This window comes from Paenibacillus nicotianae (assembly GCF_042681745.1).
Taxonomy (GTDB): Bacteria; Bacillota; Bacilli; order Paenibacillales; family Paenibacillaceae; genus Saccharibacillus; species Saccharibacillus nicotianae.
In genome coordinates, this window is record NZ_JBHUGF010000010.1 from 909,304 (window position 1) to 928,782 (window position 19,479).

The following is a 19,479-nucleotide window of genomic DNA, read 5'->3' on the forward strand; positions in this document are numbered from 1 at the left end:
AGTATTTCCAATATCGACCAGACGAAGTATTATATAGGTAAATATATTCCCAACCTAAGACCTAAATAATTTGAGATATTTCATTTTAAAGCAAAATTATCGCAGATTTCCAGAAGAACTGGACTCTATTATACCTCTTCTGCCTGCACGAAGGAGAAATACATCAATGGCTTATACTATTCCAGACACGATCCCCAGAAAAGCAACCGCAGGCGAACGCCTTTTATTTCAAACGCTCAAAGAACACCTTCCCGATGATTATATTGTCTACTACGAGCCAGAGATTGGTGGCAGACGACCGGATTATGTTATTATCGGCCCTGATCTAGGACTGCTGGTACTCGAAGTCAAAGACTACACTGAAAATACCCTCTATGAACTCAATACTCATGAATGGAAGCTACATACCCAAAAAGGAACAGGATCGATGGAAACAGTCAAAAATCCATTGCTTCAAGCTAGAGACTATGCTTTTCGAATCAACAATAAGCTCAAAAAAGATCAGAATCTAACACAACAAAGTGGCGTCTATGCGAATAACCTCAAGTTCCGCTACGGACATGGAGTAGTCTTTACCCGTCTCAAGCAGACCCATATTGTTAAGCATAGTCTACATCGCGTGATCGACCCTAGATATATGTTAACCCGAGAAGAAATCGACCTCGAAGATGAGAATTGTACCGCAGATCATCTACTAGAGCGCATTACCAATATGTTCGATACACCTTTCCATATGAATCAGATGTTGACCGACGAAGATATCAAAGCGATTCGTTATCATCTATTCCCGGAAGTACGGATCAGTGCAGAGTATCGAGAACCTTCCTATTATCAAGACCAACTATTACTATCGCTTCATAATATACAAGCGATGGACTTGCATCAGGAATCACTTGCCAGACAGTTAGGCGATAAGAACCGCTTAATTCGAGGTGTGGCAGGAAGTGGCAAAACCTTAATTCTAGCCGCTAGAGCGAAGATGCTAATCAAAGAACATCCGGATTGGAAAATCCTTGTCCTCTGCTATGGGATTCCGTTATCCCGCGTGATTCGCAGTCAGATCCATCGGATGCTCGAAGAACCAGAAGATTTGTTCGACTTTGCCGCCAGTCAGGGCAATCCGTCTTCTACACCTTCTATAGAAAAGCAATCCAATCTACAGATTGCTACATTCCATGAATGGCTATGGAGCACCATGCGTATCAAAGATGAGCTGATCGAATCCTACTTGGAAAAGATCAATCGAGGCGAGACCATCTTACCGCAATACGATGCGATTCTGATCGACGAAGGACAAGACTTTGAACCGTCATGGCTAGAATTGCTAAGTAAGGTGCTTAACCCGGAGACCCAATCACTATTACTGGTCGAGGACAAAGCGCAAAATATCTACAAACGCAAAACCAGCTTGAGCCAGAACACCGGACTGGACTTCCGTGGACGTTCCAAGATTCTCAGTATCAACTACCGCAACACCGCTCAGATCGTCAACTTCGCCTGGGACTTCTACCGTACCCATTCTAGCTTAGGGGAGAAGGTCAAAGAAGGCACAAGTATAGAAGGGGTAGAGATTATTCCACCACAAAGCACCAAGCGCAAAGGAATAGAGCCACAGATCAAGCACTGTGCTTCTTTTGCAGAAGAAGTCTCATGGGTGGCACAGCAGATGAAGATACTACATGAGCAGAAAAAAGTACCTTACGCCGAAATGGCTGTCCTGTATCGGGTACAAAAGCGCTATTCGTACTCTTATATCGATGTATTGCAAAAAGAACTATCCAAGCATGAGATTCCGTACAACTGGTTCACCGAAAATACAGCCGCCAAACGACAATTCAAACGCCACCAAGAAGCCGTCAAGTTATCTACACTCGACAGCTCCAAAGGACTAGACTTCAAAGCGGTGTTTATCGTCAATGTAGACAGCATGCCATTTAAGTTAGAAGAACATCCAGAGCGAGAAGTGTCGTTATTTTATATCGGAATGACGAGAGCGATGGACTGGTTGTTTTTGAGTTATAGCAAGGTTGAAGGATTTGCAGGTTGGTTGGAAGAGAAGGTTGTTGAGGCAAGTGATGCAGTCGAACAGAAGAAGCAACAACGATTCAAATCATAGAACAGACTTTAGAACATTCTCAAAGGGGAGTTATAAATGGCACGTAGAAAGAGCAAAAAGAAACAACAGCAAGAATCTGCCAATGCAATCGGTGGACTGATTATATTCGGGGGAATAGGCTTTAGTTATTTTGCTAAAAGTATTGCAGTAGGTGTTGTTGCCGTCATCTTAGGCATTATTGTATTTGCACTGATTAGCTACTCGATCAATCAGGCGAGGATCAACAAATTAAGAAGATCTGGAATAGCTGAAATAGACAAAATGACAGGCGATCAGTTCGAGCATTATCTAGGTCAACTTTTTCACCTTCAAGGATACAACGCAACAGTGACTCAGGCACAAGGAGACTATGGTGCTGATCTGGTATTGAACAAAGATGGCAAGCGGATTGTAGTTCAGGCGAAGCGGTACAGCAAGAATGTAGGATTGAAAGCAGTGCAGGAAGTGTACGGAGCCATTGCACATTACAAAGCTTCTGCCGGTTGGGTTGTAACTAATAGTAGATATACTCCGCAAGCAAGGACATTGGCGAGATCGAATAATGTCCGTTTGGTCGATCGTGAGGAACTGGTTGAGATGATTTTGAGGGTGAAGGAAAGTAGGAAATAAGCTAATTCTAGAATATAAAGAATAAGAAGTTAGGAAGGTTAATTATGAGGTGTCTTATAATTGGAAAATTTATTGAGAATATAAAATCTATTAATAAAATTCAATTTGAAAATATTTGTAAAGATATTGGACGTAATTTAGCGAATAATGAACACTCTTTAAACATTTGCAGTCCATTTGCTGATAGTGCAGATTATTGGATACTCAAGGGTTTTTCTGAAATTAATTATTCAAGCACACAACCTGTCAAAGTGTATTTTAAAGATGATAAAGAAACAAAAGAAGAATTAGAAAAATTAGAAAAAGAATTTAATCAGGTAAAAATTAAAAAAATAGCTTGTGCATCCGCGCAAGAATATTCATGGCTTTTGTGTCAATTACAAGCTTTAGATGATAGTGATTTAATTATTACTATAGGAGGGAAAATGGAAGGTACAGCAAATATGTTACTGTTGTTAGCAGAATCTAAAAGGAAATTTATATTACCAATTACTTTTTTTGGTGGAGCTGCTGAAAAGTCTTTTGAGCGCCAAAAATATCACCTCGAAGACTTTTTAAGATCTGATTTGTATATTTTACATGAGACGAACATAGTAGAAAAAATTAATGACTTAATTCTGAAAATTTCTCATAAAGAATCTATTAGAAGTGAAAATAAATTGAGTTATTTTATCAGTTATCCTAAGGCAAGACCTAAAGAAGCAGACTTTATTGAAACTTTATTGCGTCGTCGTAATAAAGTGGTTTACAGGGATGAAAGAAGTTTTATAGCAGGATACAATGTTATGCATGAGATTGAAAATTCGATTAGGCGTTCTAACATATTTATAGCTACTTGGTGTAAAGAGTATGCTTGTAGTCCATGGTGTTTTGATGAACTTGAATTAGCATTAGACCTTCATGAAAAAGGTAAAATAGAAATTTGGATATTTAATATTGATGATACGAGGATGATACCTAAAAGAGCCAGAAATCTTTTATCATTTAATGTTCGATCAAGACAAGAATTAGAAGGTCAATTATTAGGATTATTAAAAATTTGATACATGAAGTAGTTGAAGTAAGAAGAAGTAAAAATCTGCATTTCGCTAATAAAAATTATGAACTAAAATCTAAAAGTGATCGCAGAATTTATAGAAAGCGATTTATAATTAAAGTTATGTATTCAAGATCATAAACTAAGAAATAAAAGAATCTTGGTAGATCTCATATGAAATTTGTTATGCGAAGAAAAGTAATAAACAATTAAATCCTTTACTATTAATAGATATGGATTATATTCTTAATTATTTATGTATTACTGAACGGTTGCAGAGTGAACTTAAGTTAAAAAGTATTTAAATAATTCATCAAAAAATTATAATTACAAATATAGTATTTTAAACGAAAGTTCCTTTGGTATAAACGAGCTAGATAAATATATCAAAGCAGAGTAGGAGTAAATTAATGCACAAAACCTTTATCAGTTATCATCATGATAACGATCAAGATTTAAAAAATATGATTGTTGAAAAATTTGGTTCAAATGATTTTATTGATAAATCAGTAAAAAACGGTGATATTAATCCTAATAATACTGAAAATACAATAATGCGAACAATTCGTGAAAAATTCCTAAAGGACTTGACAGTAACATTAGTATTAGTTGGTTCTGAAACTTCTCAACGTCCTTTTATTAATTCAGAAATTCAAGCATCTTTGTGGGGAGAAAATCCAGCAGGTTTATTAGCAGTAGTTAGAGATGAAATTTATCAAAAAATTTATCTTGAAACTACTTGTAAAAACTTGAATTGCAATTGTGGAATAAAATTGCGCACACAAACAAAATTGTTCGAAGATTATCTTCCAGAACTTATATTTAAAAATAATAAATTTCATAAACCGGTTGCTCATTATGATGACGATCAAGTTTACTGCTCAATTGTTAAAATATCTACATTCATGAGGAATCCTGAAAAGTATATTGATGATGCATTTAGAAAAAGAAAAACAATACCCATTGCATATAAAAAACTTTCTAAATCAACTCCAAAAATTCAAAACGAAAGCTTATTGTTTAGTTCGTTTAAACAATTTTTAATAGGAGAGTCTAAATGAATAGGAATATACTTCCAGGCGATATATATTTAGCAAATACAAAGAATAAAAAGTTTAGCCAAGTTCTTGTTATTGAAGATACTGGTCACTCCTGTATTGTAGTTGAAGTGTATGATTTGATAGAAGATTCTAAAGATAAATTTTTATTTGAAATTTTAATCAAACAATCAAAACAAGCAACAGTCAAGTTAAATTCTTTAAAGTCTATAAAAAAAGAAATGTTAATAAAATATATTGAAACACTAAATAAAAATCAGTTTTTTTCACTCAAAGAAAAAATTTCTAAGAAATACACTTCAAATATTAACTCTTTAAATATTAGTAAGTATGCCGATTCTATTTTACAAGAGAAGAATTTGGATGATTATTTAAGTGAGAGCAATAAAGAATCTATTAATAAAACATTTGATATTTTTTTATCTCATAGTTCAATTGATAAATTAGAAATTGCTGGTATTAAAAAATTTTTTAATGAGTTAGGATTTAGCGTTTACGTTGATTGGTTAGAAGATAAGAACTTGAAAAGAGGAAATGTAACACAAGAAACTGCAATAACTATGCGTAACAGAATGTCTTGTTCAAATACCTTAATATTTGCATACTCTAAAAATTCTCCTAAATCTGTATGGATGCCTTGGGAACTGGGCTACTGTGACGGACTAAATAAAAAGATTGCAATAATGCCTATTGAACAGTTTCCTAGAAAAAGTAAATTTAAAGGCCAAGAATATTTAACTTTATACGATCAAGTAGAAGAAATTTCTTTTGATTTAATGGCAAACAATTTAAGAATTTTAAAAAATAATAAAAATGATATTTCTTTTAAAGAATGGTTTGAACTATCTTGAAAAATAGAATTAATGTAAAAATATTATTTAAATTACAGTTCAGTGAAAAATATTTTATTACTAATAAAATGCTACTTTTAAAATAATATTGCTATTTCTAAGGAGAGTATTAATGACAAATTTTAAGTCACCACTTTCAATTTATTTTGTTTGGTATCCATCAAATGTGGATAAAGTAAAACCTATTTTTGATCATTGTTTTTCTTTATTATCAAGAGATGTGGATAAACCGTTCTCAAGATCTATGAATCTTCCTGTTTATTATAGAACAAGTACACACAAAGGTATTCCAAAAGACATAGAGGGATTATCTAAAAAAAATATAGTATTTATTTTCATTAGTAGAGATTTAATTATAGATAATTCTTGGAAAGAATATATAGAAAGAATGAAAAATACAGAAGATTTGATTTGTATTCCTATTGCGCTTGATAGGTTTGCTTTTCAATCTCCAGTTTTTAAACATGAAAATTTTATAAGATTTTTTGAGTTTGAGCAAACTCATTTAAATGATTTATTTTTTATATCAGTTACTCACGAAATTTATCGTTTTGCATTAAATGAAAAATTTCAGACAATGTCAAATGGAAAGGATAATGCTTTGAAAATTTTTTTGAGTCATACAAAAAATGGAGAAAATGGAGTAGTTCTTGCCCAGGCATTAAAGAGATTTATTGATAATAGCTCTATGCGTAATTTCTTTGATGCAACAGATATTGCTCCTAGTTACAGGTTTGACAATGAAATTATTGAACATATAAAAGGATCTACTGTTATTGCCATACACACAGATTCTTATTCATCAAGATATTGGTGCCAAAGAGAAATTATTAGTGCAAAAGAGAATAATCGACCTATAATTGCTGTGGATTCTCTAGAAGAATTTGAAGATAGAAGATTTCCTTTTGCAATGAATATGCCATCCATTCATTTGAATTTTGATGTTGAGCCTACTAAAAAAGATTTATTGAGAATCTTGAGTGCTGCGTTATTAGAAACAGTACGCTATTTTTACGCTAAATTGTTATTAGAAGAGTATCAGTCTACAGGAATTATTCCAGAAGATGCGAAAATTTTATCTCGTCCTCCTGAAGCATCTGATCTAGAAAAAATACTTTCAATAAACGAAGAAAAGGCTATAGTAAGCCAATTCAAACAGTTATTTTACACAGAACCTCCAGTATATTCAGAAGAAATAAATTTGCTGAGTAAATTAGGAATTAAATGCAATACACCATTGAAATTAAATTATTGTGATTTATTAAACCATAATTTTGGGATTTCAATCTCTGATTTATCTGTTGAAGAAGCTACAGAAATTGGTCAAACATCAAACCATTTAATTCAAGTATCTCAAGATTTAACTAGGCACTTGATTTCTCGAGGAGCAAAAATCATTTATGGAGGCGATCTTAGAGAAGATGGATTTACAGAATTTATTTTTAATGAATCATTAGCATATCAGACGAGAACCATGACAGATGAAATTCAATTAAGTAATTATATAGCTTGGCCAATATATAAAGCTGATACAGAAAGTGTTAAGGATTGGAAAGCAAATTATATATCTATTGCCAAAATGATAGAGTTACCACCAGCTGATGATGTTTTAGAGTTTATTCCTAGTAAAGAATCTTTTTTACCTCCTTCTAACACTCAAAATTTATATGTTTGGAGCCGCAACCTAACAGAAATGCGTAAAATAATATCTGCTAAATGTAGTGTGAGAATTTGTGCTGGTGGAAAACTTACAGGATATAAAGGAATTATGCCAGGAGTACTTGAAGAAATTTTATTTACAAGTCAAAGAAATCTACCAATATATCTTTTAGGTGGGTTTGGGGGTGTTACAGCAAGTATTTGTAAATCCATCCAGAATAAAGTGATGTCTATAGAACTTACTAAAGGATGGCAAATTGAAAATAATGGGGGTTATAAAGAAGTATTAGAATTATATTCAGAAAGAAATCCTAATATAATTAATTACGAAGAAATTGCGTCTTCTATCATCAACCTAGATTTGAAAAATGGTTTATCTGAAGAAGAAAATTTGAAGCTTTTTAATACTCCATTTATAGATGAAGCATTATATTTTGTATTCAAAGGTCTTAAAAATATTTTATCAAAATAAATTATTAATTCTAAAAATAATACTATAAAGGATGTATTATATGAATCAGGATTTTATTTTTGAGTTTGATTATTTTAAAGATAGAATTAAAAATTTTAAATTAATTGGCGAAATTGCAGATAAACATGTATATCCAAAATTAAAAGAACTACGCATTTATATTAATAATGTGCCTTCTAGTTTAGAATTCTACGTTCATTTCTCATATGATTCTAATGCATTGAGAGAAATTGAACAAATGAAAGAAGTATTATTCTCTAAAGGTAAATATAGACCGGATTTTTCATCAGAGTTGTTATTTATGAAGATTGGAGACAGAAGTTTTAATTCTTTTGGAATATTAAATTCATTTGATGCAAGTTTAATTTCACATGGATTTTTCTACCAAAATAAAAATGAATTATTTAATAATTCTTTATCTGAAAATCACATACAACGTTTGAGAAAAGAAGGTTATGATTTATTTGAAAAAATGATAGGTGGAACATCATTATTTTTAAGTCATTCTTCTAAGCAAAAAGCTGAGTTAGAAAAAATAATTCCTTATCTGACAGCCACCAATGAGTTGATCTGGCTTGATAAATTTAGGTTGAAGCCTGATGAGAATGAAGAAGTTTTAAAAAAAGAGATCACCCTTGGTTTGAAAGAGGCTGATACTGTGTTTTTTTATATTACTAGAGATTTTATGGAGTCAAATTGGTGTAAACTTGAACTGGATATATCTATAAAATTATATTCAGAAAAAAAGGATTACAATGTTATATTGGTAATAAATACTGAGGTTAAAGAATTATTTTTCACTAAATATAATTTTTTTATTGAAAACATGAACAAAGGTAATATATTTTTTATGAATTCGAATCAGGTACTTGAGGAGTTTATTGGTTCATTCTTAGAAAGAATAAGAGCCTGATAGGATTAGTTATTTTGATATAGATGCTTGGTTTTTATACTTGAACCTGAAACAATTTGTGACTTAATGTATAGTAACGCAACGATTTGTTGCCTCATATTCTATCTTTCACTAAATTGATTTATACTCCTCTTATACATATCCCGAGAGGAGAAAACAACCATGTGGATCATCAGCCAAGATGAGCAAATCATCGTCAAATCTGTTGCGCTTACTCTAGAAACATCAACCGAAGGAACGGTTCTTTCCGCTTATGTAGGAGACGGTTCAGTCGAATCTGCTTTTACAGTAGGGACGTTTCAACAGAAGGAGAGAGCGGTCGAAGAGTTGTCTCGTTTCCGTCAATATTTGTCCACGATCAATATGGAACCTTTTTATATTCAACCCGATCTTGAAGCCTAGTCTTACTGTTGTATTACATCAAATGCTATTCAATGCCAAAGCCTATTCGACTATTCCTGAATAGGCTTTTTTACTTGAAGTAGTATCAATTTACTTTGATGATCTTGCTAATACATCGTCAATATTATTCCATTCATAGATTCGTTCATTGAGAAGTACGCCACCTATTTGGACAGTCATTGTCTTACATAATGCCGCACCATAATGCTCATACTAATCACATGTTTTATTATCTTCTAGCACTTCAACCAATACTTTTTGCCAGCCCAATTGCTTGAATATCTCAAATAAAGATTGGAGTAGTTGCTTACCAATTCCTTTGCCTTGATAAGCTTCCAGTATATAGATCGAGGTTAAGTCACCAGAATGAGGGACGGTGTTGGTTTCTCTTTTCCAACCGTCTGCAAATCCGACAATCTCGCCCTCGGAAGTCTCTGCTACCATAACGTAGTGATCTTGTTGTGTTATAGCTTGAGTCCATAGATCAGTTCTTTGGGTATAGGATAGGTTGTTGAGAAAGTCATCTGGAATGATACCTTTATATGTCGTTTTCCAACTATCTACATGAACTCTGGCAATCGCTTCTGCATCTTGAAGGGTTGCTTTTCTAATATGCAAGATATGTAAACTCCTTTGGCTCTTTATTTATTGTTTATACTAGCAGAATCTAGTATGGTTTAAAGTGTTATATCTGTTGAGAATCTACATATTTATTGAAGAATACATTAGAGAGGAGTGCATTTTAATTTGAAATCAGCTATAGTAATCACCTTATTAGCCACACTTCTAGGTTGTAGTCCCAATACCACACAGACCCAGCAAGGAGTACAACCTAACAACATTACAGAAATCAGCACGACAGAAATTTTAGCCCAAGAAACGATCCGTGATTCACCCCGTGCAGATTTATTTATATTCAAGAATGGAGTATATGTTGTGGATCACCAGCTCACCGTACAGAGTAACCAGATCGGAGAGAAGTTAGGAACGATTCAACAACAGCATAAAGACGATGAACCTTTTACCGAGTTCATGTCTACCACATTACCTATAGGAATCGAAATGTACCAAATCAAAAATGCAGTTCATATAGATCAACTTGCTATTAAAGTTAAGGATTATTATAAAGTATATAAGGTGCTTGAAGAAGGATAAGTATTATATAGTTATAGCTATGCTGAAATATCAAATTATGTATATAACGATTGAATGAATATGATAAAATTAAAGTAAAAATAAAATATAGCTATTATTTGGGAGGGTATTATCGTGAAATGGCAGGAAGTAAGAGAACTGTTTCCAGATCAATTTGTATTAGTATCTATCCTTCAATACCATGAAGAAGATAACAAGAAAATCGTAGATGAAGTGGCTCCTATTCGCACTGTTTTAGCTGAAGATGCAAATAAAGAATTTTTTCAAGCTGGGGAAGGTAATTTGGTATATCATACTGCTAATCCAGATTGTATAATACATTTGCGTAAAGATCCTTTAATGAGAGTGAGACGTTTGAATGAAAATTAATTACGATGGGCAACTAATGACTGTTTCACTCACTGTTACATTTCGAGGGAAGTCAGTGCAAATTAACAATGTTATTATAGATACAGGTTCTTCTCACACTATATTTAGCCCTGATATTTTAGAAGAAATAGGTTTAGTGTATGAAAATGGGGATGCTATTTATGAAGCATATGGAATAGGTGGGAGCGCCCCATTTTTTACAAAAGTAGTAGATTCAATTCAGATTGATGCAGAAATTATTAGTAATATTGAAATAGATGTCGGTATTCTACCTAAGAATCATCAAGGATTATTAGGATTAGATATCCTGCTAAGTCATTCTTTTATTATTGATCTTAAAAACCTAGAGTTGTATGTATAGTTGGCATTATTATAATTAGTTTTACATAAAGAGTGTACCAACAAGAATAAGGAAAAAAGCTTGTGTGTTAAAACACTATTTTTTCCTTATTTCCCTATATAATCCTTCCTTATACTTTTGTATATTTAACTCTGTAAGCGCTATCTATATAGATAGTTATTCCAACCACAGAGGAGTTGTGATTATGAGGAAGCGTTGGGCGATAGGGGTATTGGCAATGTTGCTGGCGGTATCACCAACAGCAGGGCAAGTGGCACAGGCAGAAGATGAGGTAGAAGCGGTCAATAGCAAAACATCTCAATCGCAGATCGTGAATCTAGCAGATGCAGACGCAACCAAAGCTACACGTTCGCTATTTACCTATTTACTGAATAATGAAGGCAAAGAAATACTATTCGGTCATCAACATGTGACTACCGAAGGGATCGGGATTACAGCCGAAGATGGCACGCAATCTGAAGTGGAACGATCTGTCGGTGATCTGCCGGGAGTATTTGGATGGGATACGTTGAGTCTAGAAGGATTTGAGAAACCCGGAGTGTATGGCGGATCAGCTACAGAGAATCGGGATAATCTGGTTAAGGTGATGAAGTCGGCTTACGAGCAAGGTGGTGTACTCAATTTAAGTTCACATATGCCTAACTTTGTAACAGGGAATGATTTTTATGATACCAAAGGGAATGTAATCAGCCATATCTTGCCGGGTGGAGACAAGCATGCAGATTATAATGCTTTTCTGGATCAGGTTGCCGACTTTGCTCATCATCTTAAAGATGACCGCGGGCAAGCGATTCCGGTGATTTTCCGTCCTTTCCATGAGCAGAATGGCGGTTGGTTCTGGTGGGGTGCGCCTTATCGGACGAAAGAGGAATATGTTGAGATTTATCGGTATACGGTAGAATATCTACGCGATGTGAAAAAGGTGCATAATTTCTTATATGCGTTCTCACCGGGCAGTCCATTCAATCAGGATGCAGATACTTATTTGGAGACATATCCAGGGGATGATTATGTCGATATTCTGGGATTTGATACGTATTATGATGGCAATACACCGACATGGTACGATGCAGCAGTCCAAGATGCACGCTTAGTCGCTGAGATCGCAGAGCAGAAAGGTAAAATTTCAGCGTTTACCGAATTTGGCTATTCGAATGTGAAGCCGACAGGAACGAAAGATTTGCAGTTTTTTACCAAGTTATTAAAAGCATTACAATCTGATCCTCAAGCGAAAAAGATGGCGTATATGCTCACATGGGCGAATTTCAGTACAGATTCTATCTTTGTCCCTTATCGTGATGCACCGAATGGATTAGGCGATCATGAACTATTGCCAGATTTCCAAGCTTTTTATAATGATCCGTATACTGCTTTCCAACAAGAAGTTGCAGCAGATCGTCCGTATCAGCAGAAGTCCAAAGTAGCCAAAGAGCAACCATTTATGCATATCGTTTCACCGATCAACAATGCAACGATTCCACTCAGCAAGCCAACGACGATTCGAGTCCGGGTGAATGAAGCCAAGATTGCTAAAGTGACTTACCAAGTGGAAGGTAATAGTGCAGAGCATAAAATGAAAAAAGATGCAGACGGATTCTATTATGTTGCGGATTGGACACCGGATGCTTCTCTTGCAGAAGAGGGAACCACATTAACGGTACAAGTTGATCTCAAAGACGGCAATGTTCTTTCCCAAACAGTGCAATTGTATGTGAGTGATAGTGATGGGACAACCGATCCGTGGGTAGTTGATCAATTTGAAACGTATAAAGGTAGCAATGAGTTGCTAGATCGAGCGTATGTGATAGCAGGCGATCCGAACACAGTCACACTCAGTACGTATAGCAAAAATAGTGGCAAATACGGTCTGAAATATGACTATACGCTGAACAGTCAGGGCTATACAGGTGAGTCCAAAAATATGCAAAATAGTGACTGGTCAGGCACTAATGCTGTTCGTTTCTGGATGAAGCCAGACGGTAGCAATAATAAGCTAGTCATTCAGATCAATATCAACGGCACTTCGTTTGAAGCTTATCCTTCGCTTCATGGAACAGAAGCAGGGATGATCGAGATTCCTTTTACCGACTTCAAGCCAGCACCATGGGATACAGCGAATGCGGATAAAGTGATTACAGCATCAAGCTTAAAAGATGTGCGAATGTTCTCAATCTACGTCAATAAAGGTGAAGATTCTTCGGTGGCATCAAGCACGTTGTATTTCGATGATATTGAAGCTTATAATGATGGAAGTACGAGTGTACCGGAATAATGCAAAGATAGTAAAAAAGCCCTTGAGTTTTTCAAGGGCTTTTCTTTTAGACTAGATAGCAAAGATAAAGGATAATGATCCAGATGGGTTACAAGAAAAACAGTCCTGAATATATTGAAAACTATTTTTTGATATGAAGTATTAAGTTAAAGATAACCGGCTTTGTCCAAACACTCTAAATAATGGGCAAAGTATGGATCGTTAGGATTGGTACAAGCTTCAGGTTTAATTCCTTTAAGTACATAGAGTTCATACATTAACACTTCACATAAACCTTGTAAGTTAAAGCCTGTCATCGTGGTACCATTAGTTGAATCTATAATCACTCGAATCATTCGACCTTCTTGAATATCTCTCCATACGTTATCATCTTCTGTTTGTGGATATGTAGCATGTTTTTTTGACATTTCTGCTTGAATCGAACGTTCTTCTGGTGTAAATAAAGAGTTAAGAATCTTTGTATCTGTAATCACATAACATTTATAAATCGTATCAAAATCACACATCGGATCTTTTTTCAAATCTTCTACCGTACTTTTGCTAACTTCGATAGCACCATATGTAGTCCGAAGTAACTGGTCGACAAATGTTAGATCATATTCGTAAGGAATCTGTTTGCTTTGAAAAAGACTATATAATTGTTCGCTCATGATTAGGTACTCCTTATGTATAAAGATATGTAGAATAGATGTATTACTTTTATGTTATCATTTTACAATATAAACGCTCTTATCCTTTTATGTAGCGTAAAGGAATGACATAAAGAAATCAAATGTAGTGCATATAAAACAGCGATCTATTCACAACAAAAGAGGTGAAGCATGAGACTATTTATCATGACTTGTTGGATTCTTGGCTATTTATTGTTTCTTGTAGGGTGTAATACCAGTACAGATCATACTAATTCTTATGCAGCGATCATCAATTATAATAATCAGCAATATATAGGCGGACAATCTGTAGATACCAAGCAGTATACAGATATTCAGCCAGTCGGTGAAATAGTACAGCGAGTCGATGAAGAGGTCTATCCGTCAGCACATCTTATGTCTAATGCGGTAGACAAAGGGACAGAAGTGTTCGAGACTCTAAATCATCATTTGTTGATCAAGCAATTGAATGGAGAGTATCAATTATTTACTTCCAAAGACGTAGAAGTAAAATCGTGACACTTTAGAAGTGTTATTGTATTTGGAACTCATGAAAGCTACAATCTTTAAGCTGAAGATTATAAGGATGTTTGGGTGAAATAGAAGAAGGTTAGATTCATCCTTGATTATTACACAAATAAGCTAAAGCCACACATCGATTACGATCATGTTGGCTTTAGCTTATTTTTCGATTCCTATAATATACGTCATGACTCCGCGACTCTCATCATACATCGACAAACGGTCACCTGATGGGTTCCACTGAATCGAGGTATTCGCATCTTGAATTTTGGCAAAAACAGGCGTTGTTTTACCCGTATGTTGATCGAAAATATATAGCCCGTTCATCCCTTGTTGATTCACCTGATTGATAGAAAACGCAAGCATCCAACTATCGGGAGACCATACACTACGACCGATCAAGCTTCCTTGACCTAAGGTGCCTTCTACATAACCGTCTGTATCGATCATTATCAATTTGGCAGGTTCAGTTGTATTCCATACACGTTGTTCGATAGCGATGCGCTGACCATCTGGAGATACCGTGAAGGCTCTAACATTGTTGGCGATAGCGGTGATCGTAGGCTTGGATTGATTCGCATAGTGTATCAGCCGATAGACATTGGTATCTGGACTCAAATAGTAAATAATTTTGCCAACTTTCTGCACCGAATCCAGATTGTCTTGTTGTTGCACCGCATCTGGCAGAACCACATCGGAAGAGTGCCCGTTCAGATCGATCAAGCGTATACCGCCACCTATTTTAGTAGTAATCAAGTGCTCGTTATCTGCCCAACTCACTGTGTTGGTAATATCCAGTTGACCGATAGATGTGACTTTACCTGTCGACACATTCCAGATACATCCTAGAATCTGATAAGGATCACCGTCTACACCTTCTGTAAAAAACACATGCTGACCATCTTGTGAAGTCAGAGCAAGGTATTGGGGTGATGTGCGTTTAGGTGTTAACGCGGTTTCGGTACTATTTTCGATATTGTAAATGTAGAGTCGATCTTTTTTGTTGATAATCAATTCCGTATCCGATAACCATGTTCGTCCATATCCATTTTTTAATGGTTCTACCGAGGAAAGTATCACTTCGTCAGCCTGTTTTTGCATAGAAGTATCCAGAGGTAATACAGTCAGTTGAGGTTCTGACGAACGTAGTCCACCGGTACTCGTTAACGTACTACACGCACTAAGCAACAGGATGCAACCTATGCCGATACCTAGCCAGTAGAGACGAGTGAACTGGCAGAATGAAATTATTTTTTTCACAAAAGAACATCTCCCTTATATGATCGATGTCTTTACTATACTTAGTAGACGTTTCATAAATATAGATAATTGTATCCAAGTTGTAAATAATATAGATATACAAATAGTTCATATATGCGAAATGAATAACTTTTTTTGGTATTAAATCTAATTAAAGTAATATATTGTTTTTTAATTGAAAGTTTTTAATGATATTATAAAATCTCTAGAAAAAAATACACAAATTAGAAGTAAAAGGGGTAATTAAATGAAAACAAAGTTTAAAGTTAAATTAAGTGTTTTAATGAGTATGTTAATTTTAGTTATGATTTTATCATCACAAGTAACCAGCGCAGCTGAATCAGAGACACCTGTGAATCTTATTCCTGCTATGACTTCTAACACAGCTCCTTCTGGAATAGCTAGTGCAAGTAGTATATGGAGTGCTGCCAATCATCAACCTTTTCAAGTATTTGACGGTAAAGATTCGGATTACGGTTGGTCTACTGCCGCAGGTCAACTTACAGGATGGATAGCTTATGAATTTGATAAGCCTGTAGCTGTAAATAAATATACTTTAAAACCTCGTAATAATGATACTGACTTTTCAACAGAAGCTGCTAAAGCTTGGACTTTTGAAGGTTGGGATGGTGCTAATTGGGTTGTACTAGATACAAGAGCAGATATTACAGGTTGGGTTAAAAAGGTAAGTAAAGAATTTACATTTACTAATGATACTGCTTATAAAAAATATAGATTAAATATTACTAAAAATAATGGTAACACTTCTTATGTAACTTTAGGCGAGATGCAAATGTTTTATATTCCAACAAAAGTAGTTACACCAGAACCTACACCGACTCCTACACCAGAGCCAACTCCTACACCACAACCAAGTGGAGATCGTGCTATTTTGGTTGTTACTATGGATACTGGTTTGGAAAAAGAGTTTGATTTAAGTATGAGTGAAGTAGAAGCTTTTATTTCATGGTATGAAAATAAACAAGCTGGTTCAGGTAAAGCAACTTATGCTATTGATAAACATAACAACAATAAAGGCCCATTCAGTAGTCGTAAAGATTATGTGATTTTTAATAAAATCCTGACTTTTGAAGTAAGCGAATATTCTGCTTCATAATGTTATAATTTAAAACCTATCAGTTAATATCTGATAGGTTTTTTTGTTGTGATATAAACGTTTAAAAAATATGTTTTTTTAACGTATATTACAAAGGAAGTTCCAAAACAAATTCTGTACCCGAGAGATCCGATTGCTTAATATACAACTTGCCTTGTAGACGCTCTGCTAGACGGCGGGCAAGTGGAAGCCCTAGACCTGTTCCGCTACCTGTACGTGCGCGATCACTGCTTAATGTAGCATAAGGCTCGAATACATTTTCCCATTGATCTTCTGGAATGATAGCACCTGAATTGGAGATACGAATTATCGTTTTGTGATCGTACAGTTCGTTAGAGAGGTGAATCCATCCATGATCACTACGATTATATTTCACTGCATTATCTAGCAAATTTAATAAAATATGCATGAGATGTTTGGGATCGGTAGTGAGTGTTACAGCAACCGTCTGTACTTGTAGATCTATACCTGAAGTGGATGCTTTACCCTGTGTACGCTTGGCGACATCCTGTAACAGTTTATCTAATGGTACAGACGTGACTTGCAATTCAAAGTCGTATTTTTCTAACAGCGACAAGCGAATCGAATCTTCGATCAGTTCTATCAGACGTTTGGTTTCTTTGGCAATGCTTTCACTGGCTTCATGCACCAGTGTAGGATCATCACCATACATATTCAGTAGATCGGCATACGCTTGAATCGATGTGATCGGTGTTTTGAGTTCATGACTGATATTGCCGATAAATGCTTTTTGCAATTGTTCTAGCGCTGTTAATTTGGTAACCGCTTGTTCCAGTTGTTGTTTTTCATTTTCCAGATCGTTCATACTTTGAGCAATCATCTGTCCCATCTGTACGATGCCGTCTCCCAATTGCCCTAATTCGTCTTTACGGGTAAAAAGGGTAGTATGAGGCGGTGGATATTGTCCTTGAGATATAAAGTGAGTCTCTTGTGTCAGTCGCCCGATATCTGTCGTCTGCTTGCGAATATATAACCAACCGACTACAAAACTGATGATTAACACAGACAACCCTATACCTAGCAGTAAGTGAACAATATCTTGATAAAAGGCTTGTTGTTCTGCAATCGAAAGATGAAGTTGAACGACGCCAAGCAGACCATCTGATCCTTGAATCGGAGACAAGTAGATCACAGAAGAACCTGCTGTAATATAAGCGATCTGACCTTTCAAAGCATAAGTAAGTGCCTGCTTGACATTTACTTGAGGAGCCACAGGTAATGAATCACCAGATAATTGCCCTGTAGCATCATATAGAATAATACGCATATTGCTGGATATTCCCAGTTGACCCGCAAGTTCGGTAGCTCGCAATTTCATAAATTGTTGCGGGTCTTTTTGATTACCGGCTAGATATTCCTGACGTATGGTAAGACCTATAAGTTCACTTTGTCGTTTGAGTGTATTTTCGATCTGGTTTTTCTGATTGGATTGAATTCCGATAAGCACAAGTGTACTTAATACACCTACAGTACATAGAAGTAATCCTGCCAAAAGTAACGGGAACTTCCAACGTAGACTAAGTCCGCGTGACCCAAATAACGGTGTTTTGCGATCCTGTGGAGTATTGCTACTTAGAGCACCTTTCACGATAACGGTTCTGCTTTGTATCCAACACCGTAGACGGTTTGAAGTAAAGCTTGATGAGGTTCTATTTTTTTGCGTAATCGTTGAATATGAATATCGATCGTGCGTGTTTCTCCTAGATAATCCATTCCCCAGACCAATTCTAATAATTCTTCGCGTGTATACACTCGATTAGGATGGGTAGCCAATAGAGCTAATAAGTCAAATTCTTTCGGTGTAAGTTCAATCGGTTGTTGATCGACCAATACATTACGGCTACTACTATACACTTCTACAGCCCCTAAGGTAGCAGGTAGATCATTAACTGTAGGTGTACTTTCACGTTCCATAAGACGTGCCAAAGCTTTAATGCGAGCAATTAATTCACGAATATCGAAAGGCTTGGAGAGGTAATCATCTGCTCCCATTTCTAGCCCTAATATCTTATCAATAATATCTGACTTGGCAGTCAGCAACAAAATACCGATTCCTTTACGATGATTCAGTTCACGACACACTCCATACCCGTCAAGCTTAGGCATCATCACATCAAGTACAATCACATCCGGTTGAAATATAGCTGTTTTGGCAAGTGCATCTTCACCATCTATAGCAGTTTCTACAATAAAATGTTCTCTTTTCAAAGCATAAGCAATCGAGTTACGAATACTTTCTTCATCGTCTGCGATTAGTATTTTTTTGGACATAAGTATAACCCTCTCCTGGTTGAGATCGTTCATCATCATATTGCACATAGTATACAACAATGTCACTAATGCAAACAGTATAACAGACATTGTTCCACGCAAGCAGATCGTTACTATAACAGACTTCTATATGATCAAAGGTTCAGATTGCTATGACATGACACCAGTGACAGGTAGAATATCCTTGCCTGTAGAAAGTAGTCTATAGAATGTATAGAGAATGATACCCTAGTATAGGTAGTATAAATAAGCAATCTAGAACATATCGTATTCAAAATTCTAGTAGTGCTGATGTGTAGATGCAAGGATCTGTATAGTTATACTATAATAGAGCATATCGCTTATATCCGTTGTCCAAATAAGGA

General features: G+C 35.4%; 19 protein-coding genes. 14 read left to right on the plus strand and 5 right to left on the minus strand.

What is annotated here, in order from left to right; translation table 11 throughout:
• The first annotated feature begins 166 nt into the window (after positions 1–166).
• The 8 genes from ACFSGI_RS08240 to ACFSGI_RS08275 all read left to right on the plus strand — a co-directional run bounded on the left by ACFSGI_RS08240 (position 167) and on the right by ACFSGI_RS08275 (position 9,116).
• Positions 167–2,116, plus strand: coding sequence for a 3'-5' exonuclease (locus ACFSGI_RS08240; RefSeq protein ID WP_204823665.1), 1,950 nt, complete (start codon positions 167–169; stop codon positions 2,114–2,116).
• 36 nt (positions 2,117–2,152) lie between these two features.
• Positions 2,153–2,725, plus strand: a complete 573-nt coding sequence (locus tag ACFSGI_RS08245; RefSeq protein ID WP_204823666.1) for a restriction endonuclease — start codon at positions 2,153–2,155, stop codon at positions 2,723–2,725.
• Between the two features lie 44 nt (positions 2,726–2,769).
• Entirely contained in the window at positions 2,770–3,768 is a 999-nt protein-coding gene (locus ACFSGI_RS08250; RefSeq protein ID WP_204823667.1) for a toll/interleukin-1 receptor domain-containing protein, read from the plus strand.
• Between the two features lie 403 nt (positions 3,769–4,171).
• The gene (locus tag ACFSGI_RS08255) at positions 4,172–4,822 is read left to right on the plus strand and encodes a TIR domain-containing protein (protein ID WP_204823668.1); all 651 of its coding nucleotides are present in this window, start codon (positions 4,172–4,174) and stop codon (positions 4,820–4,822) included.
• On the plus strand, positions 4,819–5,670 hold the full coding sequence (locus tag ACFSGI_RS08260; protein WP_204823669.1) for a toll/interleukin-1 receptor domain-containing protein: 852 nt from the start codon (positions 4,819–4,821) through the stop codon (positions 5,668–5,670). Before ACFSGI_RS08255 ends, ACFSGI_RS08260 begins: the two co-directional genes overlap by 4 nt.
• A gap of 112 nt (positions 5,671–5,782) precedes the next feature.
• A complete protein-coding gene (locus ACFSGI_RS08265) occupies positions 5,783–7,801 on the plus strand; it encodes a TIR domain-containing protein (protein ID WP_204823670.1) in 2,019 nt (672 codons plus the stop codon).
• Positions 7,802–7,841: 40 nt separating this feature from the next.
• On the plus strand, positions 7,842–8,714 hold the full coding sequence (locus tag ACFSGI_RS08270; protein ID WP_204823671.1) for a toll/interleukin-1 receptor domain-containing protein: 873 nt from the start codon (positions 7,842–7,844) through the stop codon (positions 8,712–8,714).
• Between the two features lie 162 nt (positions 8,715–8,876).
• Positions 8,877–9,116 (plus strand): hypothetical protein, encoded by a 240-nt coding sequence (locus ACFSGI_RS08275; RefSeq protein WP_204823672.1) that lies wholly within the window; start codon positions 8,877–8,879, stop codon positions 9,114–9,116.
• A 213-nt stretch (positions 9,117–9,329) separates the two neighbouring features.
• On the opposite strand, the gene ACFSGI_RS08280 is transcribed toward ACFSGI_RS08275, so the two are convergent.
• Positions 9,330–9,734 (minus strand): GNAT family N-acetyltransferase, encoded by a 405-nt coding sequence (locus ACFSGI_RS08280; protein WP_379282917.1) that lies wholly within the window; start codon positions 9,732–9,734, stop codon positions 9,330–9,332.
• 129 nt (positions 9,735–9,863) lie between these two features.
• On the opposite strand from ACFSGI_RS08280, the gene ACFSGI_RS08285 reads away from it, so the two are divergent.
• The 4 genes from ACFSGI_RS08285 to ACFSGI_RS08300 all read left to right on the plus strand — a co-directional run bounded on the left by ACFSGI_RS08285 (position 9,864) and on the right by ACFSGI_RS08300 (position 13,273).
• Positions 9,864–10,271, plus strand: coding sequence for a hypothetical protein (locus tag ACFSGI_RS08285; RefSeq protein WP_204823673.1), 408 nt, complete (start codon positions 9,864–9,866; stop codon positions 10,269–10,271).
• Positions 10,272–10,385: 114 nt separating this feature from the next.
• Positions 10,386–10,640: a hypothetical protein gene (locus ACFSGI_RS08290; protein ID WP_204823674.1), complete on the plus strand. Its 255-nt coding sequence runs from the start codon at positions 10,386–10,388 to the stop codon at positions 10,638–10,640.
• Positions 10,630–11,001, plus strand: a complete 372-nt coding sequence (locus ACFSGI_RS08295) for an aspartyl protease family protein (RefSeq protein ID WP_204823675.1) — start codon at positions 10,630–10,632, stop codon at positions 10,999–11,001. The genes ACFSGI_RS08290 and ACFSGI_RS08295 overlap by 11 nt, the downstream gene beginning before the upstream one ends.
• Positions 11,002–11,185: 184 nt before the next feature.
• Positions 11,186–13,273, plus strand: a complete 2,088-nt coding sequence (locus ACFSGI_RS08300; RefSeq protein ID WP_204823676.1) for a glycosyl hydrolase — start codon at positions 11,186–11,188, stop codon at positions 13,271–13,273.
• Between the two features lie 146 nt (positions 13,274–13,419).
• On the opposite strand, the gene ACFSGI_RS08305 is transcribed toward ACFSGI_RS08300, so the two are convergent.
• Positions 13,420–13,923, minus strand: coding sequence for a hypothetical protein (locus tag ACFSGI_RS08305; protein WP_204823677.1), 504 nt, complete (start codon positions 13,921–13,923; stop codon positions 13,420–13,422).
• A 171-nt stretch (positions 13,924–14,094) separates the two neighbouring features.
• Here ACFSGI_RS08305 and ACFSGI_RS08310 point away from each other — a divergent pair, with 171 nt between their 5' ends.
• Entirely contained in the window at positions 14,095–14,442 is a 348-nt protein-coding gene (locus tag ACFSGI_RS08310) for a hypothetical protein (protein WP_204823678.1), read from the plus strand.
• Positions 14,443–14,604: 162 nt separating this feature from the next.
• On the opposite strand, the gene ACFSGI_RS08315 is transcribed toward ACFSGI_RS08310, so the two are convergent.
• Positions 14,605–15,705 (minus strand): WD40 repeat domain-containing protein, encoded by a 1,101-nt coding sequence (locus tag ACFSGI_RS08315; protein WP_204823679.1) that lies wholly within the window; start codon positions 15,703–15,705, stop codon positions 14,605–14,607.
• Positions 15,706–15,988: 283 nt separating this feature from the next.
• Here ACFSGI_RS08315 and ACFSGI_RS08320 point away from each other — a divergent pair, with 283 nt between their 5' ends.
• Positions 15,989–16,822, plus strand: coding sequence for a discoidin domain-containing protein (locus ACFSGI_RS08320; protein WP_379282922.1), 834 nt, complete (start codon positions 15,989–15,991; stop codon positions 16,820–16,822).
• A gap of 88 nt (positions 16,823–16,910) precedes the next feature.
• On the opposite strand, the gene ACFSGI_RS08325 is transcribed toward ACFSGI_RS08320, so the two are convergent.
• Both ACFSGI_RS08325 and ACFSGI_RS08330 read right to left on the minus strand, forming a co-directional pair.
• Positions 16,911–18,431, minus strand: a complete 1,521-nt coding sequence (locus ACFSGI_RS08325; protein WP_379282924.1) for a sensor histidine kinase — start codon at positions 18,429–18,431, stop codon at positions 16,911–16,913.
• On the minus strand, positions 18,428–19,114 hold the full coding sequence (locus ACFSGI_RS08330; protein WP_204823680.1) for a response regulator transcription factor: 687 nt from the start codon (positions 19,112–19,114) through the stop codon (positions 18,428–18,430). The genes ACFSGI_RS08325 and ACFSGI_RS08330 overlap by 4 nt, the downstream gene beginning before the upstream one ends.
• Positions 19,115–19,479: the final 365 nt, after the last annotated feature.